This is a genomic window from Sphingomonas sp. (assembly GCF_031372575.1).
Taxonomy (GTDB): Bacteria; Pseudomonadota; Alphaproteobacteria; order Sphingomonadales; family Sphingomonadaceae; genus Sphingomicrobium.
On record NZ_JANMLM010000112.1, the window covers coordinates 1 to 23,809 of the forward strand.

Below are 23,809 nucleotides of genomic sequence, written 5' to 3' on the forward strand. Positions count from 1 at the left end.
CTGGCCGCCGGGCGCACCGAAGCGGCGAAAGAATTCCTCGAACGGATCGGCCTGCTGCCGAACTGCAATGCGTTGCTTGGTCGAAATGTTGACCACCGCAGGCTGGAGCCGCGCGGCAAGATCCGCAAACGACATTGGCGCGCCGGGACGCGGGGCCATGGATGTCGGCGAATTCTGGGCGACCTGGGCACCGGCCTGGCCGGTGGCGAGCGAGAAAGCGGTCCCCCCAAGCAGCAAGGCGGTGGCTACTCCATAGGCGTAACGCAAAGGTCCGTACTCCTTCGAAACCATAAATATTCTCGCTCGCTGCTGACGTTGATGGACGACGCTAGGTCGAGCGCATGAACGCAATTTGAACAATGTGGTGCCTTAGCGTCCAGTGAATTCCTTCAGATACTCACTGTTGGGCGACATGATGATGCTGGTCGGCGGAAGCTTGGTCTGGCCGTCGCCAACAAATGTCACCCGATAGGATTGCATCGCCCGGTAGAAATTATAGAAATCGGCATCCTTGCCGAAGCTGGCGGCATAGATTTGCGCGGCGGCGGCATCGGCTTCGGCGCGGATGATCTGCGCGGTCTTGCCACCTTCGGCGCGGATCGACTGGGCTTCCTGCTGGCGGGCACTGCGCATCCGTGCAAACGCCGATTGCAACGGGGTGCCGTCGGGAAGGTCGGCCTTCTTGATCCGCACATCGACCACTTCGACGCCATATTGGCTGGCGATGCGGTTCATACCGGTGCGGATATTCTCCATCGCGCCCTCACGCTCGGGACTGAGCATCGACGCGAACGGGCGCTTGCCAAGCTCATTGCGAAGCTGCGAGCCAAGGATTGGCTTCAACGCTTCCTCGACCCGATCTTCCGAGCGGGCGGCCTTGAACATCCGCAAGGGATTGACCACGCGATAGCGGGCAAAGGCGTCGACCTCGAGCCGGCGTTGGTCGATCGACAACACTTGCTGACGGTCCATGTCGAGATCGCGCACGCGCTTGTCGATCCACACGATCGATTCGGCGAACGGGATTTTGGCATTGAGGCCCGCGCCGACCGAGCCGAGCCGCTGCTGCGGGTCATATTGATTGACGATCCGCACCGGCTTGCCAAAGCGGATGACGATGCCCTGGCTGGTTTCCGGGACGATCGTCACGCTGCCGAGCAGCGCAACGAGCAGGATCGCGCCAGCACTCACGGCGATCATCGGGTGACGGCGAAGAGCTTCGATCATTGTCCGGCCTTGGGTTGTTGGCGCTGAATCTGGGGCAGCGGCAGATAGGAGGTCACTCCCGGGGTCTCGACAATGGTCTTGTCGACGCCCTTGAGGACGCGCTCCATCGTCTCATAATATAGTCGGCGGCGGGTTACTTCGGGGGCCGCCTTATATTGGGTGTAGACCTTGTCAAACGCGGTCGCTTCGCCTTCCGCAATCTGCTTTAGCTGGAGCGAGTAAGCATTGGCGTTGTTGATCGCGCTCTGTGCATCCTGCTGCGCGGCGGTGACATCCTTGAAGGCGTCATTGACCTCGGCCGGCGGATCGGCCTGCTTGATCGCGATGCCGCGAACCACCACGCCCGAGCGATAGCGATCGAGCGTATTCTGCATTTCTTCCTGCACCCGCGCTTCGATTTCGCCGCGCTTGTTGCCGATCGCGTCCTGCAGACTGACCTGCGCGACGACCTGGCGCATCGAGCTTTCGGCGACCTGGCGAATGGTATCGACCGGGGTCCGCAGCTCGAACAGATATTCCTCGGGATCCTTGATGCTCCACCGCACCTGATAGGCGATGTCGATGATGTTCTGATCGCCGGTCAGCATCAGCGTTTCTTCCGCCGCCGAGCCAAGCTCGATATTGCGGATTTGCTCGACATTGACCTTCTGCACCCGCTGGATCGGCGTTGGCAGGGTGAAGCTTACGCCCGGCGGGAGGGTCGCACTGTAGCGGCCGAACATCGTCACCACGCCGCGTTCCTCGGGCTTGATCTGGTGCAGGGTGGTGGACAGCAGGAACAGGCCGATCAGGCCAAGCACGATCCACGCAATCTTGGAGCCGCTGGGGCGACGCGGTGCGCCATCGTCGCCGAATCCGCCGCCGAAGCGCCGCCGGTTGCGCTCGATGAAAGCATCGATCCCCGCCGTGCCGAAATTACCGTCGGGCCGCGGAGCCGGGCGCTCGCCGCCCCACGGGCCGCGCGATGGCTCGCGCGGCGGATCGCCAGCGCCATTATCCGCTTTGGGCCCCCACGGTCCCTTGCTGTCATTGAACAGGCGCGACCCAAGCGTGCCCAACCCCGATAAAATTCTCATGATCCCTCTATAGGAAGCCGCGATCACGAAAAACAGGGGTCGCTTGCCGATTACTGCCACCACGGCCTAAGCGGCGCGGCATGGACGAACAATTGAACCGCCTCGACAGCCACCCGGATGCGCTCCGGATCCGATCGAAGAAACTCGAGGGCGGGGTCGCGACTTTGATCGTCGACGGCAGCGGAATGCGCAATGACGAGCGCAAGGCGATGGAGACAAGGCTGCGCGAGGCCGCAGGCACCATCCCTGGCGTCAGCGAAGTGCGGATCGCGATGACCGCCGCGCGCAAGGGCGCCGCGCCGATGATCGCAATCGGATCGGGCAAGGGCGGGGTCGGCAAATCGACCATCACCGCCAACCTCGCGGTCGCACTGGCGCGAATGGGGAAGAAAGTCGGGCTGATCGACGCCGATATTTACGGCCCGTCGCAGCCGACCCTGCTTGGTGCGCCGCAGCGGCCCGAAGCGAAGGACAAGCAACTCATACCGGTCGACACGGCATTCGGTGTCAAATTACTGTCGGTCGGGCAATTGGTCCCGGCAGGCCAGGCGCTGGCGTGGCGCGGGCCGATGGCGGCGGGCGCGCTGGCGCAATTGACTGACGGCGACTGGGGCGATGTCGATCTGATCCTGGTCGATTTGCCGCCCGGCACCGGCGACGTGCAATTGTCGCTGGTGCAAAAGGCCAAGCCGGTCGGCGCGGTGATTGTCTCGACCCCGCAGGACCTCGCCCTGATCGACGCCACCCGCGCGATCGACTTGTTCGCCCGCACCGACGTGCCGGTGATCGGGATCATCGAGAATATGGCGGGCTACATCTGCCCGCATTGCGGCGAGGAAAGCGACCCGTTCGGGAGCGGCGGAGCGGAAGCGTCGGCGGCGCGGCTCGGGGTGCCGTTCCTCGGGCGCTTGCCATTGTCGGCGAGCCTGCGGAAGGCAAGCGATGCCGGGCGGCCACCGGCGGCGGAGGATGGGCCGGCGGGCGAGACGTTTGTGGCTTTGGCAAAGGCGCTGCTTGACGCGCTGGAAAGAAACCCAAGCTGAAGCATTGAGCGGGCAAGGAGACCATCATGCCGCTAAGCCGTGACGAAGACATTGCAGAGGTTTTGCAGGGTGCCAGAACCATCGCCCTGGTCGGCGCATCCGACCGGCCCGACCGCGCCAGCTATGGCGTAATGAAATTCCTTCAGAACCAGGGCTATCGCGTGTTCCCGGTCAATCCGCGGATCACCGGCGAGCATGTCCATGGCGAGTATGTCTGGCGCGAATTGGCGCAGATCGGCGAGCAAATCGATATCGTCGACATCTTCATGAAGAGCGAAACTGTCGGGCCGATCGTCGACGACGCCATTGCGGTCGGGGCGAAGGCGGTGTGGATGCAGCTCGGCGTGGTCGACGAGGCGGCAGCGGCTAAGGCGGAAGCTGCGGGGCTGAAAGTGGTGATGGATCACTGCCCGAAAATCGAGATTGCGCGGTTGGGGTTGAAGCCGGTTGGCGAGCAAGCCTAGGCCGACGCCACCGTCATTTCGGGCACCAGCAAGGTCGGGCTGTCGACTCCGCGGCGGAAGACGAGGTCGTTGGCGGGCTCAAGCGTAGCGAAAATCTCGATCAAATTCGACGCGATGGTGATTTCCGCCAGCGGACCAACCATTTCGCCATGCTCGATCAGGAAGCCCGCCGCGCCGCGGCTGTAATCGCCGGTGACGCCATTGACCCCCTGCCCGATCAATTCGGTGACCAGGATGCAACGCGGGAAGCGCGCGCGAAGCGCGTCGGGGCTGGCGGTTCCGGCAGCGAGATAGAGGTTCGACGGCCCTGCCCCCGGTGCGCCGCCGACACCGCGAATGGCGTGACCGGTCGGCGATATGCCGAGCTGGCGCGCCGAGGCGCTTTCGGCGAGCCAGGTCTTGAGAATGCCGTCGTCGACCAGCGCCATCGGCCGCACCGGCAAGCCCTCGCCATCGAACGCCCGGCTGCGCAGCCCACGTGCGCGCAAGGGATCATCGTGGATCGAGACGCCGGGCGCGAAAATCTGGCCGCCGAGCTTGTCCATCAGGAAGCTCGACTTGCGCGCCACCGACGATCCGGTGATCGCACCGATAAAATGCCCAAGCAGGGTGGTGGCGACGCGCGGGTCGAACAGGATCGGCAGCCGACCGGCGTCGATCTTAACGGGGTTCAATCGCGCCACGGCCCGCTCGCCAGCGCGGCGGCCAATGGCGGATGAATCTTCAAGATCGGCGGCGTGGCGCGCACTGTGCCAGGCATAATCGCGCTCCATCCCGGCGCCTTCGCCAGCAATCACGGTTGCCGAGCAACTGTGGCCAGTGGCGCGATAAGCGCCGCTGAAGCCGCTCGAAATCGCCAGCGCGACGGTCGATCCCGAAGCGGAGGCGCCAGCACCGCTGGAATTGGTGACGCCCTTGATCGCCAGTGCTGCGCCTTCCGCTTCGAGCGCGCGTTGCTTGAGCGCGGCCGGGTCGGGCTCGAGCGGGTCCCAACTGTCGAACTCGGCGAATGGCGGGGCGGCGAGCAGGTCAGCAGGCGCGAGTCCGGCATAAGGGTCGTCAGGCGCTTCACCGGCCATCGCCAGCGACCGCTCGACCAAGGCGGATAGCGCATCATCGGACAGGTCCGAGGACGAGACGCTGGCCGATTTCGAGCCACGAAAAACGCGGAGCCCGATGCCTTCGCCTTCGGAGCGGCTGACATCTTCCAGCTCGGCCTTGCGCACTTGCACCCCGCTGGACCGCTCGCCGAGGTAGAGTGCATCGGCTCCGTCGGCACCGGCGCGGCGGGCCTGTTCAACGAGTTGTTCGACTTTGTCGCGGGCTTGGTCAGGGTTGAGCATCGGTGCCGGTTAAGCGGTCACGCGGTTGCGCTCAACCCCACCACGAGCATCGCCCCGAACACCAATGCCCCACACCAGCGGTTCGAGCGGAACAGTGCCAGTGCGCCTGCGCCGTCGGCCGGGTCGGCGCGCCATGCCTGCACGGCGAGGTGAATCATGGCGGGGAGCAAGGCGAGCAGCGCGAGCGCGTCGGGGCGGACCAGCCAGATCGCCGCGCCCCATCCGGTGATCGCGAGCGCGTAACAGATGGCGACCCCAAAGCGGACATTGGCCCCCATTCGCCGGGCAGAGGAGCCCACCCCGACCAAGGCGTCATCCTCGATATCCTGGATCGCGTAGAGCGTGTCATAGCCGATCACCCAGAAGATCGAACCGAGCCACAGCAACAATGGCGGCCAGTCGAAACTGCCCGTCGCGGCAGGCCAGCCGACCAATGCGCCCCAGCTGAACACCAGCCCGAGCCACACCTGCGGCCACCAGGTAATGCGCTTCATGAACGGATAGGCCGCGACCAGTACGAGGCTCGCGACCGCGACCAATTGGGCTTCAAATGGCATCGTCAGAAGGACCAGGAGGCCGATCAGGCCCAGGCCGATGGTCAGCGCCCACGCCTTTCCGAGCGCTACGCGCCCGCTGGCCAGTGGCCGGAGCCGGGTCCGCTCGACTTGGCGGTCGAGCTTGCGATCGACGATGTCGTTATAGACGCAGCCGGCGGAACGCATGACGAAGGCGCCGACGGCGAAAGTGGCATAAGCCGCACCATCACGCGCACCCGCCAGCGCCAGCCCCCATGCGCACGGCCAGAACAATAGCCACGTGCCGATCGGCCGGTCGATCCGCATCAGGCTTGCGTATGGCCGAAGCACGACCGGAAGCACCCCGATCAGCCCACGCCGCTCACTGTCGGGAACGACGTCATTCGCGGTCACGCCGGCCTGTGTCATTGACGCCCCGACCGCCGTCCGCCGAATCGTTGGCCGATCGCGGCGCGGCCCTTGGCCCAGCTTTTCGCCAGCCCGCGCTTGCCGATCGGGTCGAGCATCGCCTCGGGACTTTCGGGGTCGAGCAATTCGTTCGAGGCGATGAACTCCTCAGCGTCGCTCAATCCCTCCATCGGCAACAGCTCGAGCGACTTGCCGGGGCCGATCAGCGCTTCGATCGCCTTGACCATCGAGCCATGCTCCTTCTCCGCCGCGGCGAATTCGTCCGGCGTGCAGTCGAGATGTTCGGCGAGCAGCCGATGGCGCAGCGCGGTGATCGCGGGCGGTGTATCGGCATTGACGGCGAGCCCGGCGTCGATGATCACGTCACATTCGCTGTCGAGCCCCTGGCTGCGATTGTTGAGATTGGACGACCCAACCCGCAGCAGTCGGTCATCAACCACCGAAACCTTGGCATGGACGTAAATGTCGGCGCGCTTGCTGGTCACCGGAATGTAGACCCGGAAGCGATTGCCGACGTCTTTCTCGCCGATTGCCGCGACCAGTTTCAGCCGCGCCCCGTCCATCGCTTTCTGTTCGAGCCAGCCATCGGCTTGACGCGGCATCACCATCACAATCTCGGGCGGATCGGGCTCGGCCATGCGGACCGCAATCGCGGCGCCGATCTTGGCGCTAGTGAAATATTGATTCTCGAAATAGATCAACCGCTCCGCTGCGGCGATCATGTCGAGATACAGCGTCTCGATCTCACGCACTTCGGCCAGACCGTCATAAGCGGCGCGGGTGCGGGCGATGGCGATGTCGACGTCGCGGAACATCACGTCGAGATCCTTGGGCCAGTCATCGTCACCCGGGTCGATCGGGTCGAGCTTGGCCTTGGTCGCGGCCGACCAGCGCTCGCGGCCAAGCTCGGAGAGTTGCCCTGCCACGGCACCGCGCATCATCATCGTCGCGTCGTGCCACGGCATGTAGGGCTTGCCGTCAGGGCCGGTGCGGCGCGGGTCGTCATCGCGATGGTCGTTCGTGTCCCACCGCGACGATGAGATATCGATCCCGCCGCAGGCTGCGAGATTATCGTCGATTACCACGATCTTCTGATGATGGCTGCAACCTGGCGGATGCGACGAATCGAAGCGGAAATCGATCGCTTTTGTCTTCCACCAGCGCGCCAACCAGACCACCGCCGAGGGATGGGTGAACTGCTTCAGCGCACCGAAATTCCACTTGAGGATGTCGATCTCGCGGTGGGGCTTGGCCTTGGCCAGGTTGAGGAAGAAGCGGCCGAGCGTCTCGCCCTGGCCATGCTCGTCGGGATCGAGCGCGATGCGCGTGTCGAAGTCCCAGCCGACGATGAAGATGCGTTTCTTTGCGGCGATCATCGCCGCGCGGATGTGGCGATAATAATCGGCCGCATCGACGATCACGCTGGCTTCGGTGGCGCGGGCGATGCGCCAGCAATTGCGGCCTTGGGCGACGATTGGTTGAAGGGGATTGGCGGCCATGGTCCTCGGTTTCCCCGTGCGTCCTGAGCTTGTCGAAGGCCCGTCCTTCAACCCTGCGGCCCCCGTAGGAAGAAAAGCAGCCCTTCGACAAGCTCAGGGCGAACGGTTAGGTGATGCGGGAGGCAATTGCGTTGGGGGACGCCGATGTTCCGATTGATGAGGCCCAAACCGCCGCACGGGTGGAATGCGGTGGTGTGGGAGCTGGGGATCGTGACGGCAGGCGTGCTGATCGCGCTTGGGGCCCAGCAGGTCGCGCAAGGGTTTAATGATCGCGCCGACGCCGCCCGGGCGCGCGCGGCGATTCGCACCGAACTTCAGACAAATATGTCGCGACTTGATTCGCGTTCGGCAATCCGATCGTGCGTCGAGCGCCGGATAGAAGAGGTCCAGGTCCTGCTCGAGGGAGCCGCGAAGAGCGGGGTGATCGACACGCCACGGTGGATTGGCCGACCGCAATATTGGACCATGCAAATCGCTCGCTGGGAAGCATTGGCCCAGGCCGGCCGGGCGGCGCTCCTGAGTGATGACGAACTCGGCCACTACAGCCAACTGCATCACTGGATGCGAAACATCACCTCGGAGATGGTTGTCGAGCAAGCCGATTGGGCGAAGCTGCGCACGCTTGAGCATCTAAGCGATGCCAGCCCCGACGTGCTGATCGAGTTCAACCTGGCACTTCAGGATGCGCGCTACCGCCATTGGCGCATTACGCAGCATACAGCGCTGCTTGCCGGGCTTGCTCGCGAGGCTCGGCTAAAGGTCGTTCCAAACTCTATTCCCGCTCCCCGCTCGGCCTGTGTTGCGATGGACACACCGCGACCTCAAGCGATCCGCGAAAGTGGCTCTCCCTATGGCGAACCTTAGGCGCGGGTCGGACGCAAGGACGCGCCGACATCCGCTTTTCTATCCATGGCGAACGCCCGATTCTCCCGCTAAGTCGCAACCATGCCCGCCACCCCCACCTGGCCGCCGCGATCCTTGCCGCGCCTGTTCGTTCCGCCGCCGCTGAGCGCGGGGGTACTGGTGGCACTCGACGGGGCGCAAGCCAATTATCTCGGCAATGTGCTACGGCTCAAGGAGGGCGGCGAGGTGTTGCTGTTCGACGGGGTGTCGGGCGAGTGGCTGGCGCGGGTGGTCGAGGCGGGGAAGCGGCGGATGATCCTGGCCGTGGTCGAGCCGACGAAGGCGCAGGAGGCGGTCCCCGACCTCGCTTTGGCCTTCGCTCCAGTCAAAAAGGGGCGGGTCGACTGGCTGGTCGAGAAGGCGGTCGAGCTGGGCGTGGCGCGGCTCGATCCGGTGATCACCCGGCGGACGATCGTCGACAAATTGAACCTGGAGCGGATGCGCAGCCACATCGTCGAGGCGGCCGAGCAATGCGGGCGGACCGCGCTCGCGACCATATCCGAGCCGGTCAAGCTGGCGGCGTTTCTGAAAGCACTCGACCCGGCGAGGACCTTGTATTTTGCGGATGAAACTGGCGGCGAGGCAGCGGCATCGGCGTTCGCCCCCGGCCCCGCGACGATCCTCACTGGCCCCGAAGGCGGGTTCACGCCCGAGGAAGCCGCTTTGATCTGCGCCTTGCCCAATGCGAGGGCGATCAGCCTCGGCCCCCGGATCCTCCGAGCCGATACCGCCGCGCTGGCGGCGATTGCTGCCTGGATGGCGGCGGTCGGAGATTGGCGAGGCTAGAAAGAGTTTCTCACGCGAAGGCGCAAAGGCGCGAAGGGAATAATCGGCTTTGCGCCTTTGCGACTTTGCGTGAAACGAAATCTTCTTGGCTTCGCCGCCAACATCGCTAACGCCCGTTTCGAATGACAACCCGAACCGACCTCTCCGCAAGCCCGCTCGTCGAGAGCCGTGACGATTTGATCTCGGTCTTTTCCGGCGGCGAAAAGCCGCGCGCGGATTGGCGGATCGGGACCGAGCATGAGAAATTCGTCTATCGCCTGGCCGATCATCGCGCGCCGAGCTGGGATGAGCCGGGCGGGATCCGCGACTTGCTCGAGGGGCTGACCGAGTTCGGGTGGAAGCCGGTGCTTGAGGGCGGCAAGATCATTGCGCTCGCCGGCGACGACGGGACTGTCAGCCTGGAGCCTGCGGGCCAGTTCGAGCTGTCGGGCGCGCCATTGTCCAACCTCCACGAAAGCTGCGCCGAAAGCGGACGACACCTGCAGCAGGTCAAGGCGGTCGGCGACAAGCTCAGGCTCGGCTTTCTTGGGCTCGGCATGTGGCCCGACAAGACCCGCGCCGAGCTGCCGATCATGCCCAAGGGCCGCTACAAAATCATGCTCGACCATATGCCGCGGGTCGGCAGTCTCGGGCTCGATATGATGCTCCGCACCTGCACCATTCAGGTCAATCTCGATTATTCGTCCGAGGCCGACATGGTGAAGAAATTCCGTGTCGGGCTGGCGCTGCAGCCGGTGGCGACTGCATTATTCGCCAATTCGCCGTTCACCGAGGGCAAGCCCAACGGCTTCAAGAGTTTCCGCAGCCATATTTGGGAAGATACCGACCCGCATCGCACCGGCATGCTGCCGTTCGTGTTCGAGGACGGCTTCGGCTACGAACGTTATTGCGATTATGCGCTCGACGTGCCGATGTATTTCGTGTTCCGCGATGGCAAATATATCGATGCCGCGGGCTTAAGCTTCCGCGATTTCCTCGACGGCGAATTGTCGGTGCTTCCGGGTGAGAAGCCGACCGTCGCCGACTGGAACGACCATCTGTCGACCGCCTTTCCCGAGGTTCGGCTCAAGAGCTTCCTCGAAATGCGCGGAGCCGATGGCGGGCGCTGGGGGCGGATCTGCGCGCTTCCGGCCTTGTGGGTCGGTTTGCTTTATGACGACAATGCGCTCGATGCGGCGTGGGACCGGGTCAAACATTGGACGATCGAGGAACGCGAGGCATTGCGCCATGCGGTGCCGGCTGAGGCGCTCGACGCCAGGGTGCCCGGCGGCGGGACGATGCGCGATCTGGCCGGTGAGGTGCTCGAAATCGCCACTGCGGGCCTCAGCGCACGCGCTCAGCTCAACGCCAGCGGCGACAATGAAAGCGGTTTCCTCGATCCGTTGCGCGAAGTCGTGTCGAGCGGCATGACCTTTGCCGATCGCTTGCTCGAACGCTACCACGGCGAATGGCAGGGCGATGTGTCCCGCGTGTACGAAGAGTATAGCTTCTGACCACTGTTACCCGCAGGTCACGCGGACGAAACTAAATAGTCACATCGACCGCCCGCGAATTGACTCGACGGCCGCGCTCACTAGCAAGTCTAGGTCATCGGAGCGGCCAGGGGGGCGCTCTTTGTCTCCATTCCTGACATGAGAGATTGAGCCGATGCGCCTGATTCATTCGACCTGTTCGCTGGCTGCAATTGCCGCCTGTTTTATCGCCGCACCCGCGCTTGCGCAGGACGCCCCAGCCGCAACGCCCGAAGCGCCTGCGCAAACAACGGCAGAATCGACTGTTGGGGTCGACGAGATCATCGTCACCGCCCAACGGCGGAGCGAAAATTTGCAGGACATTCCGCTGTCCGTGGCAACCGTCAGCGACCAGACGCTCGATGCCATCAATGCGGGCGGCAGCGACGTGCGCGCCTTGTCCGGCCGGGTACCGAGCCTCAATATCGAAAGCTCGTTCGGGCGGACGTTCCCGCGGTTCTACATCCGCGGCCTCGGCAACACCGATTTCGACCTCAATGCGTCGCAGCCGGTGAGCTTCATTTATGACGACGTCGTGCTCGAGAACCCGATCCTTAAGGGTTTTCCGGCGTTCGATATCGACCGGGTCGAAGTGTTGCGCGGTCCGCAGGGCACGCTGTTCGGCCGCAACACCCCGGCTGGCATCGTCAAGTTGGATCCGGTCAAGCCGGGACGCGGCGACAATTATGCGAAGCTCAGCTTCGGCAGCTATTCGACGATCAATGCGGAGGCAGCGATCGGCCATCGGATCAACGACAAGGTGGCGTTCCGCGTGTCGGGCATGTGGCAGCACCGCAACGACTGGGTCGACAATATTGACCGGACGGGCAGCAACAATAATGAAGGCTATGACGATTTCGCGTTTCGAGGCCAGTTGCTGTTCGAACCGAGCGACGCCCTGACTATCCGCCTGACTGGTCAGTTGCGCGATTACAAGGGCGATGCGCGGATCTTCCGCGCCAACGCAATCAAACCTGGCACCAACGATCTGATCGGGGTCGACGGCGGCGATTTCGAGCGCGATGAAATTCGCGCCGACGGGATCAATTTCCAGCGGCTGACGACCGAGAACGCGGCGGCTGCATTATCCTATGATTTCGGTCCCCTGACGCTCTATTCGATCACCAGTTACTGGCACGGCAAGCTCAAGAGCCGCGGCGACATCGACGGCGGTTTCGGCTGCTCGTTCTGCGGCCCCGGCTTCTCCGACAATAGCGAGCCGGGCTTCATCCCGTTCGCAGCGCAGAGCCAGGACAATATCCCGAGCCTCGACCAGTTCACCCAGGAAGTACGGATCGCGTCGAACAACAAGGGCGGGCTCGGTTACCAGGCGGGGATCTTCTACTTCAACGAGAAGCTCGACATCGAAAGCTTCGATTTCGGAGCGCCGACCGCGACCACCCCGTCGGCAATCGTCAATCAGCGCCAGGACAGCAAGGCGCTGGGGCTGTTCGGGTCGCTCAATTATGCGTTTGATTTCGGGCTCAGGCTGCAGGCCGGGGCGCGGTGGAACCATGACAAGAAGAAACTGGTCGCCGACCGCATGGTCGATCTGCGCCCCGGCTTCATCGGCGGCGGCCCGGTTCCCGAATCGACCACCAAGGTCAAAGACAGCGTGCTGACATGGGACTTCAGCGCGCTGCAGAAGATCAGCCCGGATGTGAATGTCTACGCACGGATCGCCAAAGGCTATCGCGCTCCGGCAATCCAGGGCCGCATCCTGTTCGACCGCAATGTGACCACTGCAGACAGCGAAAACACCATGTCGTACGAGGCGGGGATCAAAACCGTGCTGTTCGACCGCAAACTGCGGTTCAATCTGACCGGCTATTATTTCCGCACCAAAGATCTGCAATTGTCAGCGGTCGGCGGCGGCGCAAATGCCAATCTGTTGCTCAACGCCGATGCGGTCACCGGCCACGGGTTCGAGGCCGAATTGCAGGCGCGGCCGCTGACCGGCCTCAACCTCACCGCCGGCCTGAGCTACAACCGGACCCGCATTCGCGACAAAGGTTTGACCGTCGAAACCTGCGGTGCGCCGTGCACCGTGCTCGACCCGATCTTTGCCCCCGCCGCGCCGTTCCAGCCGGCAATCGTATTCATCGACGGCAACCAGTTGCCACAATCGCCGAAGTGGATTTTCAATTTCACCGCCGGTTACGAACATCCGGTCGGGCCGGGGTCGCTGTACGTCTTCACCGACTGGTACCACCGCTCGAAGGTCCAGTTCTTCCTCTACCGCTCGGTCGAATTCAGCGACGATCGATTGCTCGAAGGCGGGCTTCGCGTCGGTTACAAGACCGACCGCTTCGACATTGCCGCCTTTGGCCGCAACATCACCAATGACGAGAGCGCAGTGAGCGGGATCGATTTCAACAATCTGACTGCGATGGTCAACGAACCGCGTATCTGGGGAGTCGAGTTCGGCGTGAAGTTCTAAGTCGCCATCGGGCGGCGGCTGCGTTAGGCAGTCGCCGCCATTTGCCTTGCCAGGACCAGCCATGACCGATCGACTCACCCTCTATCCGCCGATCGAACCCTATGAGACGGGCATGCTCGACGTCGGCGAGGGGCACATTCTTTACTGGGAACGGTGCGGGACGCCGGGTGGCAAGCCCGCAGTGTTCCTCCACGGCGGCCCCGGATCGGGCTGCAGCCCCAAGCAGCGCCAGCAATTCGACCCCGCCAAATATGACGTCCTGCTGTTCGACCAGCGCGGGTGCGGGCGATCGACCCCGTTCGCCAGCTTGGAGAATAACACCACTTGGGACCTGGTGCAGGACATGGAGCGGCTGCGCGAGATGGCCGGGATCGACAAATGGATGGTGTTCGGCGGCAGCTGGGGATCAACACTCAGCCTGGCCTATGCCCAGACCCACCCGACACGCGTGACCGAACTGGTGCTGCGCGGCATCTTCCTGTTCCGCCAGAAGGAAGTCGACTGGCTGTACGAATATGGCGCGTCGGAGCTGTATCCCGAAGGGTGGGAGGCGTTTACCGGGCTGGTGCAGGAAGGCGAGCGCAGCGGGCTGGTCGAGGCCTATCACCGTCGGCTGACTAGTGGTGACCCCGCGACCCGCCTCGCCGCGGCCAAGGCGTGGAGTATGTGGGAAGGGCTGACCGTCACCTTGCTCCCCGACCCGGTCATGCTCGAGGAATTCACCGAGGATCAGCACGCCATTGCAGTCGCGCGGATCGAGAATCATTACATGCGCAACCTCGGCTGGCTCGACGACAATCAGCTGATCGAGAATGCGCATAAGTTGAAGGGTATCCCGGGCGTCATCGTTCAAGGCCGCCACGATTGCTGCACCCCGCCGAGCGCGGCGTGGGACCTGAAAAAAGCATGGCCCGAGGTCGAGCTCCAAATCGTCGCCGACGGCGGCCATTTGTTCACCGAGCCGGGCATTACCGACGGCCTAGTGCGCGCGACGGACCGTTTCGCCACCTAAATAAAATTTCTGTGAAGCCACTGGAATAGTTCGATAAATCGCGTAAATAGAGCGCATGAACCTGCCGTGGGGGCTCCTTCATGCCGGTCTCCAGACCGTGCTCGACACCGCACTCGACCCGGTCGTAGTGATGGATACCGACGGTATGGTGATCGGCTGGAATGGCCATGCCGAACGCCTGTTCGGCTGGAGCTGGGAAGAAGCGCGCGACCAGCGCCTGTCCGACATGATCATTCCGCATCAGCACCGCGCGGCGCATGAAAAGGGCCTGCAACATTATCTCGCCACCGGCGACGGACCGGTGCTCGATAAAAGGATTGAGGTTCCCGCGCTCCACCGCGAAGGCAGCGAGATACCGGTTGAACTGTCGATCACCGCGAGCGAGCAGTTCGGCGACAAATTATTCATCGGCTTCATCCGCGACATTTCCGAGCGCAAGGCCGAGTCCGAGCGCCAGCAACGAATCCTCCAGGAATCCGAGCATCGGGTGAAGAACATGCTGACCGTGGTGCAGGCTATCGCGCTCCAGACGGCGGCTAATTCGGCTGATATGGACAGCTTCACCACCAGTTTCGCGGGGCGACTCGATAGCCTCGCCCGGGCACACCAATTGCTGGTCGGGCGTGTGTGGCAGGATGTCGCCATTTCGGCGCTTGCCGACCGGGTTCTCGGGGCGGAAGTCACTGCCGGTCGAGCGCGGTTTGGTGGGCCCGAACTATTGCTCAAGGCTGGCCAGGTGCTCGGCCTGTCGATGATCCTCCACGAGCTTTACACCAACGCCATCAAATATGGCGCCTTGTGCCGCGATGAAGGACAGATCGAACTCGACTGGGACAGCGACGGCCGGACGATCACCCTCGTGTGGCGCGAGTTGGGGACACCGTGCGAAGCCCCCGACGCACCGAGCAGCGGCTTCGGCCAGCGAATGATCGCGATGAGTGTTCGGTCCGACTTGAGCGGTACGATCGAGCGCGACTGGCGGCCCGATGGCCTGACCGCGACGTTGAACTTCCCCGTCGAGCCTTAAAAGTCGGGCAGTTTCTGATTGGCGACGCCCCAGCCGGCGAGCAATTTCGAGCTCGCGCGGTCGAGCAAGCGATCGGCGTCGCGGATGGTGAAGGCATTGGCCGCAACAATCTCATCCAGTTCGGACCAATCTACTGGCGCAGCAACCGGCGCGCCGTCGCGGGCGCGTGCTGAATAAGGCATGACCACCGTCGCGCCGCGCTGGTTTCTGAGCCAGTCGAGGAAGATCCGCCCCTTGCGCTGGGCCTTGCGGATGTTGGCGGTGAACAACTCCGGCTCGGCCTCGGCGATGGCGCGGCTGAACCGCTCGGCGAAGCTTCTGACCTTGGGCCAGTCGGCAGTCTGGTCGAGCGGGCCGATGACGTGGATCCCCTTTCCGCCCGACAATAACGGGAACGTCTCCAGCCCCAGATCGGCGAGCAAGGCGCGCAGCCGCTCGGCGGCGAGCTTGACCTTGTCGAACCCCAAGCCCTCGTCGGGGTCGAGGTCGAACACCATCCGGTCGGGCTTTTCGAGCGATTTCACCCGGCTTCCCCAGCCATGGAACTCGATCGTCCCCATCTGTACGCAGGCCAATATCCCGCGCGGATCGTCGAACCACAGATAATCTTCGCTCGACCCGTCCTTCTCGATGATCGGGACATGCTTGACGAACTCACCGAGAGCGCCGCTGTCATGCTTCTGGAAAAAGCACGCCTTGCCGCGCCCTTGCGGACAGCGGACCAGGGTCATCGGCCGCTTCGCACCATCGACCAGGAAGATCGCTTCGACCGCGGCATAATAATCGGCGAGGTCGCCCTTGCTGAGGTTGGATTCGGGGAAGATCAGTCGGTCGGGATTGGTGATGCGTGCGTTGAAGGTTGCGGCAGTCGATAGCGCGGACTTTGACTTTGCTGTGGCGGGCAGTTTCTCGGGCACCTCGCGCACCACTTCGCTCGCGTTCTTGTCGTTTCGCAGCGCGATAAAGCTGGGGTGGCGAAGCGTCCCCTCGCGGGTGAATTCGGTGAACGCGACTTCAGCGACCAGCTCGGGCTTGATCCAATGCGATCCACGCAGCGCGACCTTGGGCACGTCGAGCGGCGGCGCTTCTACCTCGAGTGGCTTCATTGTCGCGGCCATGTCCTCGAGCATCCTGGTGTCGAACCCCGTCCCGACCTTGCCGGCGTAGGTCAATTTCGTGCCGTCGCGAACGCCGAGGTGGAGCGAGCGGAAACCGCGCCTTTTGTCGCTCGATTGCCAGCCGACGATGACGAACTCCTGCCGCTGGATGCATTTGACCTTGAGCCAATTCTTCGCCCGTGCGCCGCGATAGGTGGCATTGGCTTTCTTGGCGATGATCCCCTCGCCGCCTTGCTTGCAGATCGCGTCGAACAACGCCTCGCCCTTGGCCAAGATGTGGTCGCCATAAATCAATGGCGGCGGCGCGCCCTTGAGCAAGGCGGCTAGCCGTTCCTTGCGCTCCAAATTGGTCAGCCCGGTGATGTCTTCTTCGCGGTCGACGAGCAGGTCGAAGGCGTAGAAAGCGAGATCGGCATTGCCGTCCTTCAAGCTCACCTGGAGCAGGCCGAAGTCGGGTTTGCCATCCTTGCCCAGCGCGACCGCCTCGCCGTCGATCAGGCATCCTGCTGGGAGCGCGGCGGCGGCCTTGGCGATGCCCTTGAATTTGTTGCTCCAGTCATTGCCGTTGCGCGTAAATGCGGTCGCGGTCCCCTCGCCGGTCGCGAGCAGCAACCGGTATCCGTCATATTTATACTCGAACAGCCAGTCCGAGCCGCTCGGCACGGCGTCGACCAGGGTCGCGAGTTGCGGTGCCTGGAACGCGGGCGGTTTGATCCCGGCTCGCTTCTTCCTGGCGCCGCCTTTCTTGGTCAGCCGCTGATCGGTCCCGGCGGCGATCTCGGCCATTGTCCGGTTGGTGGTGACGCTGGTCAGCCCCTCTTCCACCAACGTCTCGCCCGGCCCGGCATGTACATCTGTGACCTTCTTAAGCATCCAATTCTCGCCCTTCTCGCCGGGCTTGCCCTTCAACCGAAACATCACCCACTCGCCGCGCATGCGCTCACCCTCGAGGGTGAAGTGAAGATGCCCTTCCTCGATCGTCAGCCTCGGATCTTTGTCGGGATGCGGGATCCATCGGCCGCGGTCCCACAGCATCACCGTTCCGCCGCCATATTCGCCCTTGGGGATGGTCCCTTCAAAGCTTCCGTAATCGAGCGGATGATCCTCGGTGCGGACCGCGAGGCGATTGTCCTTGGGGTCGATCGACGGCCCGCGCGGCACCGCCCAGCTTTTGAGCACGCCGTCCATTTCAAGTCGGAAATCCCAGTGCAACCGGCTCGCATCATGCTTCTGCACAACGAAGCTGTCGCCCGTCTTGCGCCCGGTCTTACCCTTGGGCTCGGCGGTTTTTTTGAAGTCGCGCTTGGCATTGTAGCTGTGGATATCGAGCTTCGATCCGGCCATCGATCAGGCGCTCTTCTTGGCCAGTGACTTTTTCGCGGCCGTTTTTTTCGCAGGCGCTTGGCCCCCACTATCGATGCTCTTCTTCAATGCAGCCATCAAATCGATCACGTTCGACCCCTTGGGCGGCGTATCGGGGCTGTCGTCCTGGATGACGCGCTTGCCCTTTTTCTTCAGCTTTTCGGCGATCAGCCCCTTTAGCGCCTCGATGTAGCGGTTCTCGAACTCCGACGCGTCGAACCCGCTCGCCTTCTTCTCGATCAAGGTACTGGCCAGATCAAGCAAGTCGGCGTCGGGCTTGGCGTCGCTGATGTCGCGAAAGTATGACGACGCCTTGTTGACCTCATCGGCATACCGCAACGTTTCGAGCACCATCCCGCGCCCGCACGCTTTCAGGCTGACAACATATTCCTGCCCGCGCATCGCGAGCTGGCCGATCCCGACTTTCTTTGCCTTGCGCAGCGCCTCGCGCACCACGACGAAGGCTTCCTCAGCCAGATCGTCGGCCGGGACAACATAATAAGGCTTGTCGTAATAGATCGGGTCGATGTCCGAATAATCGACAAATTGCGTGAGCTCGAGCGTCTTGCGACTCTCCAATTTGACCTTCTCGATCTCCTCGGGGTCGAGCAGGACATATTCGCCTTTCTCGATTTCATAGCCCTTGAGGATCTCGTCGCGATCGACCGGGCCGATCCCGGGCACGACCTTCTCATATTTGACCCGCTGACCCGACGGCTCGTGGATCTGGTGGAACGCGATCGAGCGGCCCGCCTTGGTCGCCGGGTAGATCTCGACCGGGATCGAGACCAGTGCCAGCCTGATCTGCCCTCGCCAACTCGGCCGTGCCGCCATTCGCCTGCTCCGAAAAATTGATTCGCAGCCGATTCAATCGTCGGGGCGCTGACTCGTTCCGCTAACGGTCGCCCTTTACAGGCCGGGGCGCGCGTCGCCGCCGATCGCGCGATACAATTCGATCCTGGTGCGATAGCTTTCGGCCTGCGCGGCGACCAACGCGAAGCGCGATCGATTGGCGCTGCGCCGGGCATCGACCACCGTCAGGAAGGGATCAAGCCCAAGGCGATGGCGCTCGGCCGCAAGGCCGACCGCGTCCCGGTCCGCGTCGACCTGCCGCTGTAGCAGCACAACCCGCTGATCGGCCGCAGCGATGGCGCCGAGCGCGGCCTCGGTCTCGCCCAGCGCGGTGAACAGCAAGCGATAATAATCGGCGAAGCTTGCGCGCGCGTCCGCCTGGCGCTGACCGATCCGCGCCGCGACCCGACCGAAGTCGAGCAGCGGGCCGGCCAGCCCGGCACTCAGCGAGCCGGTGACACTGTCCAACGAGGCAAGATTGCCCAGACCAAGCGACAGCAAGCCGAGTGCCGAGCCGAGGGTCAGGCGCGGATAGCGCTCGGCAGCGGCGGCGGCGATGTCCTGATCGGCGGCGGCGAGGCGGCGCTCGGCAGCGGCAACATCGGGGCGCGCGCGCAGCAATAACGATGGCACGCCGAGGACCGGGGTTGCGCCGCGCGGAAGCGGCGAGGGATTTGTCGCCAGCGCAGCAATCACGTCCTGCGCCGGGATGGCGACCAGGGTCACCAGTCGGCCAATGATGGCGGCCCGCTCAGCCGCAATCGGGGCAAGCTGCGCGCGTGCCTCGGCGTCGAGCGAGGTTGCGCGAACGAGGTCGAACCCGGCGACGATCCCGGCACGCGATCGCACTCCGGTAAGCGACACTAGCGCCGCCGCACTGTCGATGTCAGCGCGGGCGACCGCCTCGCGCTCGACGAGGCTGCGGGCATCGATCACCGCCCGCGCAATATCGGACTGGAGCGCAACGCGAACCGCCGCTGCATCGGCCCCGGCGGCGTCGAGCCGGGCGACCGCCGCGCGCTGATTGGCGCGTAGCCGACCGAACAGATCGGCATCCCAGCTCGCGCTTAACCCGCCGCTTAACACCAGCCGTTCCTGGTCGATTGATACTCCCGGCGGGGTCGCGCCCGCCTGTCCGGTCGAGATGCGCTGGCCGTCGACGGTCCCCGATGCGTTGATTTCGGGCAGCCGCGCTGCCCCCGCACCGCGCACCGCGCCGCGCGCCGCATCGATCCGCGCCATCGCAGCAGCAAGGGTCGGCGCAGTGGCGAGGGCCCGCGCTTCGAGGGTCAGGAAAGCCGGGTCGGATCGGGGCAGCAGGCCCGCGACGCTTCCCGCCGCCGCCGTTTCGCGATCGAGCGCGGCGAAGGCTGGCGGCAGCATCGCCTCGGCCAGCGTGGCTGGCGGCGCGCGCTCCACGCTGGCGCAACCCGCGAGCAGCAGTGCGAGCAGGGGCAATGCGCGGGTCATCGGCGGGCCTTGGCGGGGACGAACCCGTCAACCTGTTGCCCGACGTAATAGCTCCCGGTTCCGGCTGGCAGGGCGTAGATCAACTGCAGTACGCGCACATCGACGCGCTCGCTCGCCGAATTGGTGAGCGAGCGTTTGGGGACCACCAATGGTTCGGCGCGGACAAACGTTACCCGGGTGCGCTGACCGGCCGCCCCGCGCGGGCTGATCGTGGCCCCTTGGCCGACCGCCACGCGCTCAATCTCATTCTCGTCAATGTCGAGGCGGACATGGAGCGGATCGGTCGATCCGATGACCATCAGCGGCGTAATATTGTTGCCACCTTGCCCCCCGGCTGGCGCAAATTCCCCGGCGCGAACATTGACCTGAAGCACCGTCGCCGCCCGCGATGCCCGGACGGTGCGCCGCGCCAAATCGACCTCGGCGCTATTCAGCTGGGCCTGGGCCTCGCGCACCGATGCCAAAGCGACCCCGAGCTGCGCCACCGCATCGTCGACCGAACCCTGGCGGGTCAGCACTTCCTGGCGGCTGACCGCGCGCGGATCGCTGACCGACGCATAAAGCGCGGCCTGGCGGCGGGCGACGGTGATCGACGTCTGGGCAGCAGTTACGTTGGTGCGCAGTCGAGCAATGCGGGCGCGCGCTTCCGCGATTGCAGCGCGCGCAATGCGGCTGTCGACCGAGAATAAGGGCTGGCCGGGACCGACCCGATCGCCGGTCGCGACGAACAGCCGATCGACGACTCCGCCGACGTCGGTCCCGACTTCGATCAACTCGCTCGACGGTTCGACCACCCCGGCACCGGCGATCACCGCGCGGGCGCCGGCGGGCGGCGTGGCGGGGGTCTCGACGGCGGCGTCCAGGGTCCGGTCGGGCTGGGTGGTCGCGATAAAGATGGCCGCCAGAATGATTCCGACAAGCGCGATGATCGGCAGGATCTGGCGGGAGAAATTGAGGCGGCTCATGCGAAACTTTCCTGTTCTTGACGCGTCGGTTGGCTGTCCTCGGTGATCCTGCCGTCCTCCATGTGGAGGATGCGGTCGGCGAGATCGAAAATGCGATTATCGTGGGTCACGATGACAACCGCGCGGTCGCTTTCGAGCGCGACCTCGCGCAGCAGGTCCATCACCCGCCGGCCCGATTTCGCATCGAGCGCTGCGGTCGGCTCGTCGCACACCACGAGCTTGGGCTGGTGGACCAGCGCACGCGCGATCGCCACGCGTTGCTGCTGCCCGCCCGACAATTGACGCGGTAGCTTGTCGGCCTGGTCGACGATATTGAGCCGGTCGAGCATCGCCCGCCCGCGCTCGACCGCTTCGAGCCGCGGCACGCCGGCGGCAATCAGCGGCACGGCGGCGTTTTCGGCCGATGTCAGCGTCGGCAGCAGATTATATTGCTGGAAAATAAAGCCGATATTCTTGAGCCGGAACAGCACCAGCTGGGTATCGGTCAGGCTGTAAAGATCGGTCTCGAACACGCGCACCCTGCCCGCCGTCGGAAACAGGATTCCGGCGATGATCGAAATCATCGTGGTCTTGCCCGATCCCGATTCCCCGACGAGATAGGTCAGTTCCCCCGACCGGATTTGCGCGCTGATGCCGTGGAGCACGCGCACCATCCCGTCGCCGACCGGAAAGTCCTTCACGATATCGTCGATCTCGATCGCCGGCGCGCTCATCGAAAGACCTCCGCAGGCTCGGTATTGAGCACCGCGCGGAGGGCGAGCACGCCGGTCAGGAGCAGCATCACGATCACCGACGCGGCGGCGATCAGCGGGATTTGCCACGGGATGTAAAAGCCCTTGAACGTATCCGAATTGCTGGTCCCGCCGAGAATGAACCCGACCGTCAGCATCAATCCGAAGCCGTAGCCGATCAGCCCAACCAGTCCTGACTGAGCGACCACCATCAGGCGGATCTTGTTATTGGTGACCCCGATCGCCTTGAGCGCGCCAAACTGCTTGATGTTATCGCGGATGAATAACGTAAAGGTCAGTCCGACAATCGCCACGCCGACGATGAAGCCGAGCGCAACCGTAATCCCGAAGTTGATCGGGATGCCGGTGTTTTCGATGATGTAATTGAGCCCGTCATCGGCGAACTCATCACTGGTGCGGGCGCGAAATCCGGTCTCGCGTCCAATCCGCGCAGCGAGCGCCTGCGGGGTGATTCCGGGTGCTGCGCGGACCAGCACGAAGCTCAGTCGATTGCGCGTCCCGGGCAGATAATTGAGGGCGTTGGAATAGCGCGTGTAGAGGATCACCGTGCCGGTGAAGGTCGGGGTCGCATCGACGATACCGCGAATGACCGCACGCTGGTCGTTGAGCTCGAGCCGGGTCCCGACGGCACCGCCATTGGCGAACAATTTGCGCGATCCGACATCGTCGATGAACACGGCGTCGGGATCGGCCAGCGCATCGCGATGTCCCTCGAGCATGGTCCGTGGCAGGCCGATCAGGCTGGCGTCGTCGACCCCGATCACGGTCACCGGTTCAAGATCGCCTTCGGGGGTGCGGACTGCAGCGCCCGAGCGAATGAGCGGCGCCGCCCACGCCACGCCGGGCACGCTGCGCACCCGATCGAGCGCAGTGGCGGGGAGCGGCAGGGTGACGTCGGACGTCCGCCCCGCCTGATCCATCACCCACACGTCGGCAGTGGAAATTTCATGCACTGCGGCGGCACCGCGCAACAGGAGGTTGACGAAGATGGTCAGTTGCTGCGTGATGAGGAGGGTCGAAAAGGCCACGCCAAACAGGATGCCAATAAATTTGACCCGGTCCCCCGTCAGCATTCGGATCGCTATCCATCCCATCGCTCACGCCCCTTTGCGACATCCGACTCGCCGGATGCTTTATGTTTGTGTACGATACCGTTCGTGAACACAAGCGTTCAGAAACTTCAGGCCGAAATAGTTGGTCGTGCGTCGGGCGGGCGACCGCGCGATCCGGGCAAGGACAAGGCGATCCTCGAAGCGGCCCGCGACACCTTCTTCGAGCGCGGCTTCAATCGTACCGCAATGGAGGAAGTCGCCGCGCGTGCCGGCGTGTCAAAAGTGACGCTCTACAAACGCTTCGCCGACAAGGAGGCGCTGTTCGAAGCGGTGGTTCGCCGCGAGGTCGAGAAGATGGTCGAGGAGTTTGAGAATTGGCCGTATGACGACGGCTCGCTGCCGGAACGGTTGAATGCGTTCGGCTCGATCCTGCTGCGCTTCCTGTTCAGCACGCGCCATCATTTGCTCGACCGGATGTTGAGCCAGGAATTCGCCACCAAGCCGGATATGGCGCGGCGGTTCTACGAGGCGGGGCCGGGATCCTGCCGGTCACGCCTGGGAACGATGCTCGCCGACTCTGCCGATCACGGCGAGATTACCGTGGACGATCCATTGATGGCCGCCGCCGACCTTGTGTCGTTGTGGATGGGCTCGCTGCAAAAGGAACTTGATTTCAGGATCATCGAAACACCCATTCCCGACCCGATGATCGATGAGCGCGTGCGGCGCGGCACCCGCTTGTTCCTCAAAACGGTCGATTGGCAGTCGCCGTCATAGGATCTGATTTGGCTGGTGAAGGGTGGACCTCACTGGCTTCAGCCAATGCTTGCAGCGAACGTTGACGACCGCTGGATCGGCCGCCCCGGAAGAGGGTTGAACGAATTTGCCTCCAAATCAGCCGGTTAGCGGACCCTTTGCATCCGTTGGTCCGTGGCGCTCGTTACTCTGTTTGAAGCGATAATG

General features: G+C 63.8%; 20 protein-coding genes and 1 pseudogene. 9 read left to right on the top strand and 12 right to left on the bottom strand.

What is annotated here, in order from left to right:
• The 3 genes and pseudogenes from RMN73_RS11600 to hflK form a co-directional block, all read right to left on the bottom strand.
• Positions 1 to 267 (bottom strand): annotated as a pseudogene (locus RMN73_RS11600) (protease); the annotation flags it as partial.
• A 102-nt stretch (positions 268 to 369) separates the two neighbouring features.
• Positions 370 to 1,227, bottom strand: a complete 858-nt coding sequence (locus RMN73_RS11605) for a protease modulator HflC (protein WP_309603491.1) — start codon at positions 1,225 to 1,227, stop codon at positions 370 to 372.
• The gene (hflK, locus tag RMN73_RS11610; RefSeq protein WP_309603492.1) at positions 1,224 to 2,303 is read right to left on the bottom strand and encodes an FtsH protease activity modulator HflK; all 1,080 of its coding nucleotides are present in this window, start codon (positions 2,301 to 2,303) and stop codon (positions 1,224 to 1,226) included. Before hflK ends, RMN73_RS11605 begins: the two co-directional genes overlap by 4 nt.
• Before the next feature lie 80 nt (positions 2,304 to 2,383).
• Here hflK and RMN73_RS11615 point away from each other — a divergent pair, with 80 nt between their 5' ends.
• Positions 2,384 to 3,346 (top strand): Mrp/NBP35 family ATP-binding protein, encoded by a 963-nt coding sequence (locus tag RMN73_RS11615; protein WP_309603493.1) that lies wholly within the window; start codon positions 2,384 to 2,386, stop codon positions 3,344 to 3,346.
• Between the two features lie 26 nt (positions 3,347 to 3,372).
• Positions 3,373 to 3,810, top strand: coding sequence for a CoA-binding protein (locus tag RMN73_RS11620; protein ID WP_309603494.1), 438 nt, complete (start codon positions 3,373 to 3,375; stop codon positions 3,808 to 3,810).
• Here the strand turns inward: RMN73_RS11620 and RMN73_RS11625 are convergent.
• The 3 genes from RMN73_RS11625 to RMN73_RS11635 are packed head-to-tail and all read right to left on the bottom strand — an operon-like array spanning position 3,807 to position 7,596.
• On the bottom strand, positions 3,807 to 5,153 hold the full coding sequence (locus tag RMN73_RS11625) for a metallopeptidase TldD-related protein (protein WP_309603495.1): 1,347 nt from the start codon (positions 5,151 to 5,153) through the stop codon (positions 3,807 to 3,809). The genes RMN73_RS11620 and RMN73_RS11625 overlap by 4 nt on opposite strands.
• 17 nt (positions 5,154 to 5,170) lie before the next feature.
• Entirely contained in the window at positions 5,171 to 6,097 is a 927-nt protein-coding gene (ubiA, locus tag RMN73_RS11630) for a 4-hydroxybenzoate octaprenyltransferase (RefSeq protein ID WP_309603496.1), read from the bottom strand.
• Complete coding sequence (locus RMN73_RS11635; protein ID WP_309603497.1) at positions 6,094 to 7,596, bottom strand: phospholipase D-like domain-containing protein; 1,503 nt, start codon at positions 7,594 to 7,596, stop codon at positions 6,094 to 6,096. The genes ubiA and RMN73_RS11635 overlap by 4 nt, the downstream gene beginning before the upstream one ends.
• A 222-nt stretch (positions 7,597 to 7,818) precedes the next feature.
• Between RMN73_RS11635 and RMN73_RS11640 the strand changes: the two genes are divergently transcribed.
• From RMN73_RS11640 to RMN73_RS11665, 6 genes are all read left to right on the top strand, one after another.
• Positions 7,819 to 8,460 (top strand): hypothetical protein, encoded by a 642-nt coding sequence (locus RMN73_RS11640; RefSeq protein ID WP_309603498.1) that lies wholly within the window; start codon positions 7,819 to 7,821, stop codon positions 8,458 to 8,460.
• A gap of 81 nt (positions 8,461 to 8,541) precedes the next feature.
• On the top strand, positions 8,542 to 9,285 hold the full coding sequence (locus tag RMN73_RS11645; RefSeq protein WP_309603499.1) for a 16S rRNA (uracil(1498)-N(3))-methyltransferase: 744 nt from the start codon (positions 8,542 to 8,544) through the stop codon (positions 9,283 to 9,285).
• Between the two features lie 122 nt (positions 9,286 to 9,407).
• On the top strand, positions 9,408 to 10,778 hold the full coding sequence (locus RMN73_RS11650; RefSeq protein WP_309603500.1) for a glutamate--cysteine ligase: 1,371 nt from the start codon (positions 9,408 to 9,410) through the stop codon (positions 10,776 to 10,778).
• A gap of 154 nt (positions 10,779 to 10,932) precedes the next feature.
• Positions 10,933 to 13,236, top strand: coding sequence for a TonB-dependent receptor domain-containing protein (locus tag RMN73_RS11655; RefSeq protein WP_309603501.1), 2,304 nt, complete (start codon positions 10,933 to 10,935; stop codon positions 13,234 to 13,236).
• Between the two features lie 61 nt (positions 13,237 to 13,297).
• Positions 13,298 to 14,248 (top strand): prolyl aminopeptidase, encoded by a 951-nt coding sequence (pip, locus tag RMN73_RS11660; RefSeq protein ID WP_309603502.1) that lies wholly within the window; start codon positions 13,298 to 13,300, stop codon positions 14,246 to 14,248.
• 55 nt (positions 14,249 to 14,303) lie between these two features.
• Positions 14,304 to 15,275, top strand: coding sequence for an HWE histidine kinase domain-containing protein (locus tag RMN73_RS11665; RefSeq protein WP_309603503.1), 972 nt, complete (start codon positions 14,304 to 14,306; stop codon positions 15,273 to 15,275).
• On the opposite strand, the gene ligD is transcribed toward RMN73_RS11665, so the two are convergent.
• From ligD to RMN73_RS11695, 6 genes are all read right to left on the bottom strand, one after another.
• Positions 15,272 to 17,737 (bottom strand): DNA ligase D, encoded by a 2,466-nt coding sequence (gene ligD / locus RMN73_RS11670; RefSeq protein WP_309603504.1) that lies wholly within the window; start codon positions 17,735 to 17,737, stop codon positions 15,272 to 15,274. The genes RMN73_RS11665 and ligD overlap by 4 nt on opposite strands.
• Positions 17,738 to 17,740: 3 nt before the next feature.
• The gene (locus RMN73_RS11675) at positions 17,741 to 18,589 is read right to left on the bottom strand and encodes a Ku protein (protein WP_309603505.1); all 849 of its coding nucleotides are present in this window, start codon (positions 18,587 to 18,589) and stop codon (positions 17,741 to 17,743) included.
• Positions 18,590 to 18,664: 75 nt separating this feature from the next.
• Positions 18,665 to 20,077, bottom strand: coding sequence for a TolC family protein (locus RMN73_RS11680; protein ID WP_309603506.1), 1,413 nt, complete (start codon positions 20,075 to 20,077; stop codon positions 18,665 to 18,667).
• Positions 20,074 to 21,042, bottom strand: coding sequence for an efflux RND transporter periplasmic adaptor subunit (locus tag RMN73_RS11685; RefSeq protein ID WP_309603507.1), 969 nt, complete (start codon positions 21,040 to 21,042; stop codon positions 20,074 to 20,076). The genes RMN73_RS11680 and RMN73_RS11685 overlap by 4 nt, the downstream gene beginning before the upstream one ends.
• Positions 21,039 to 21,755 (bottom strand): ABC transporter ATP-binding protein, encoded by a 717-nt coding sequence (locus tag RMN73_RS11690; protein WP_309603508.1) that lies wholly within the window; start codon positions 21,753 to 21,755, stop codon positions 21,039 to 21,041. The genes RMN73_RS11685 and RMN73_RS11690 overlap by 4 nt, the downstream gene beginning before the upstream one ends.
• Positions 21,752 to 22,888 (bottom strand): ABC transporter permease, encoded by a 1,137-nt coding sequence (locus tag RMN73_RS11695; protein WP_309603509.1) that lies wholly within the window; start codon positions 22,886 to 22,888, stop codon positions 21,752 to 21,754. The genes RMN73_RS11690 and RMN73_RS11695 overlap by 4 nt, the downstream gene beginning before the upstream one ends.
• A 63-nt stretch (positions 22,889 to 22,951) precedes the next feature.
• Between RMN73_RS11695 and RMN73_RS11700 the strand changes: the two genes are divergently transcribed.
• The gene (locus tag RMN73_RS11700; RefSeq protein WP_309603510.1) at positions 22,952 to 23,623 is read left to right on the top strand and encodes a TetR/AcrR family transcriptional regulator; all 672 of its coding nucleotides are present in this window, start codon (positions 22,952 to 22,954) and stop codon (positions 23,621 to 23,623) included.
• The last annotated feature ends 186 nt before the right edge of the window (positions 23,624 to 23,809 follow it).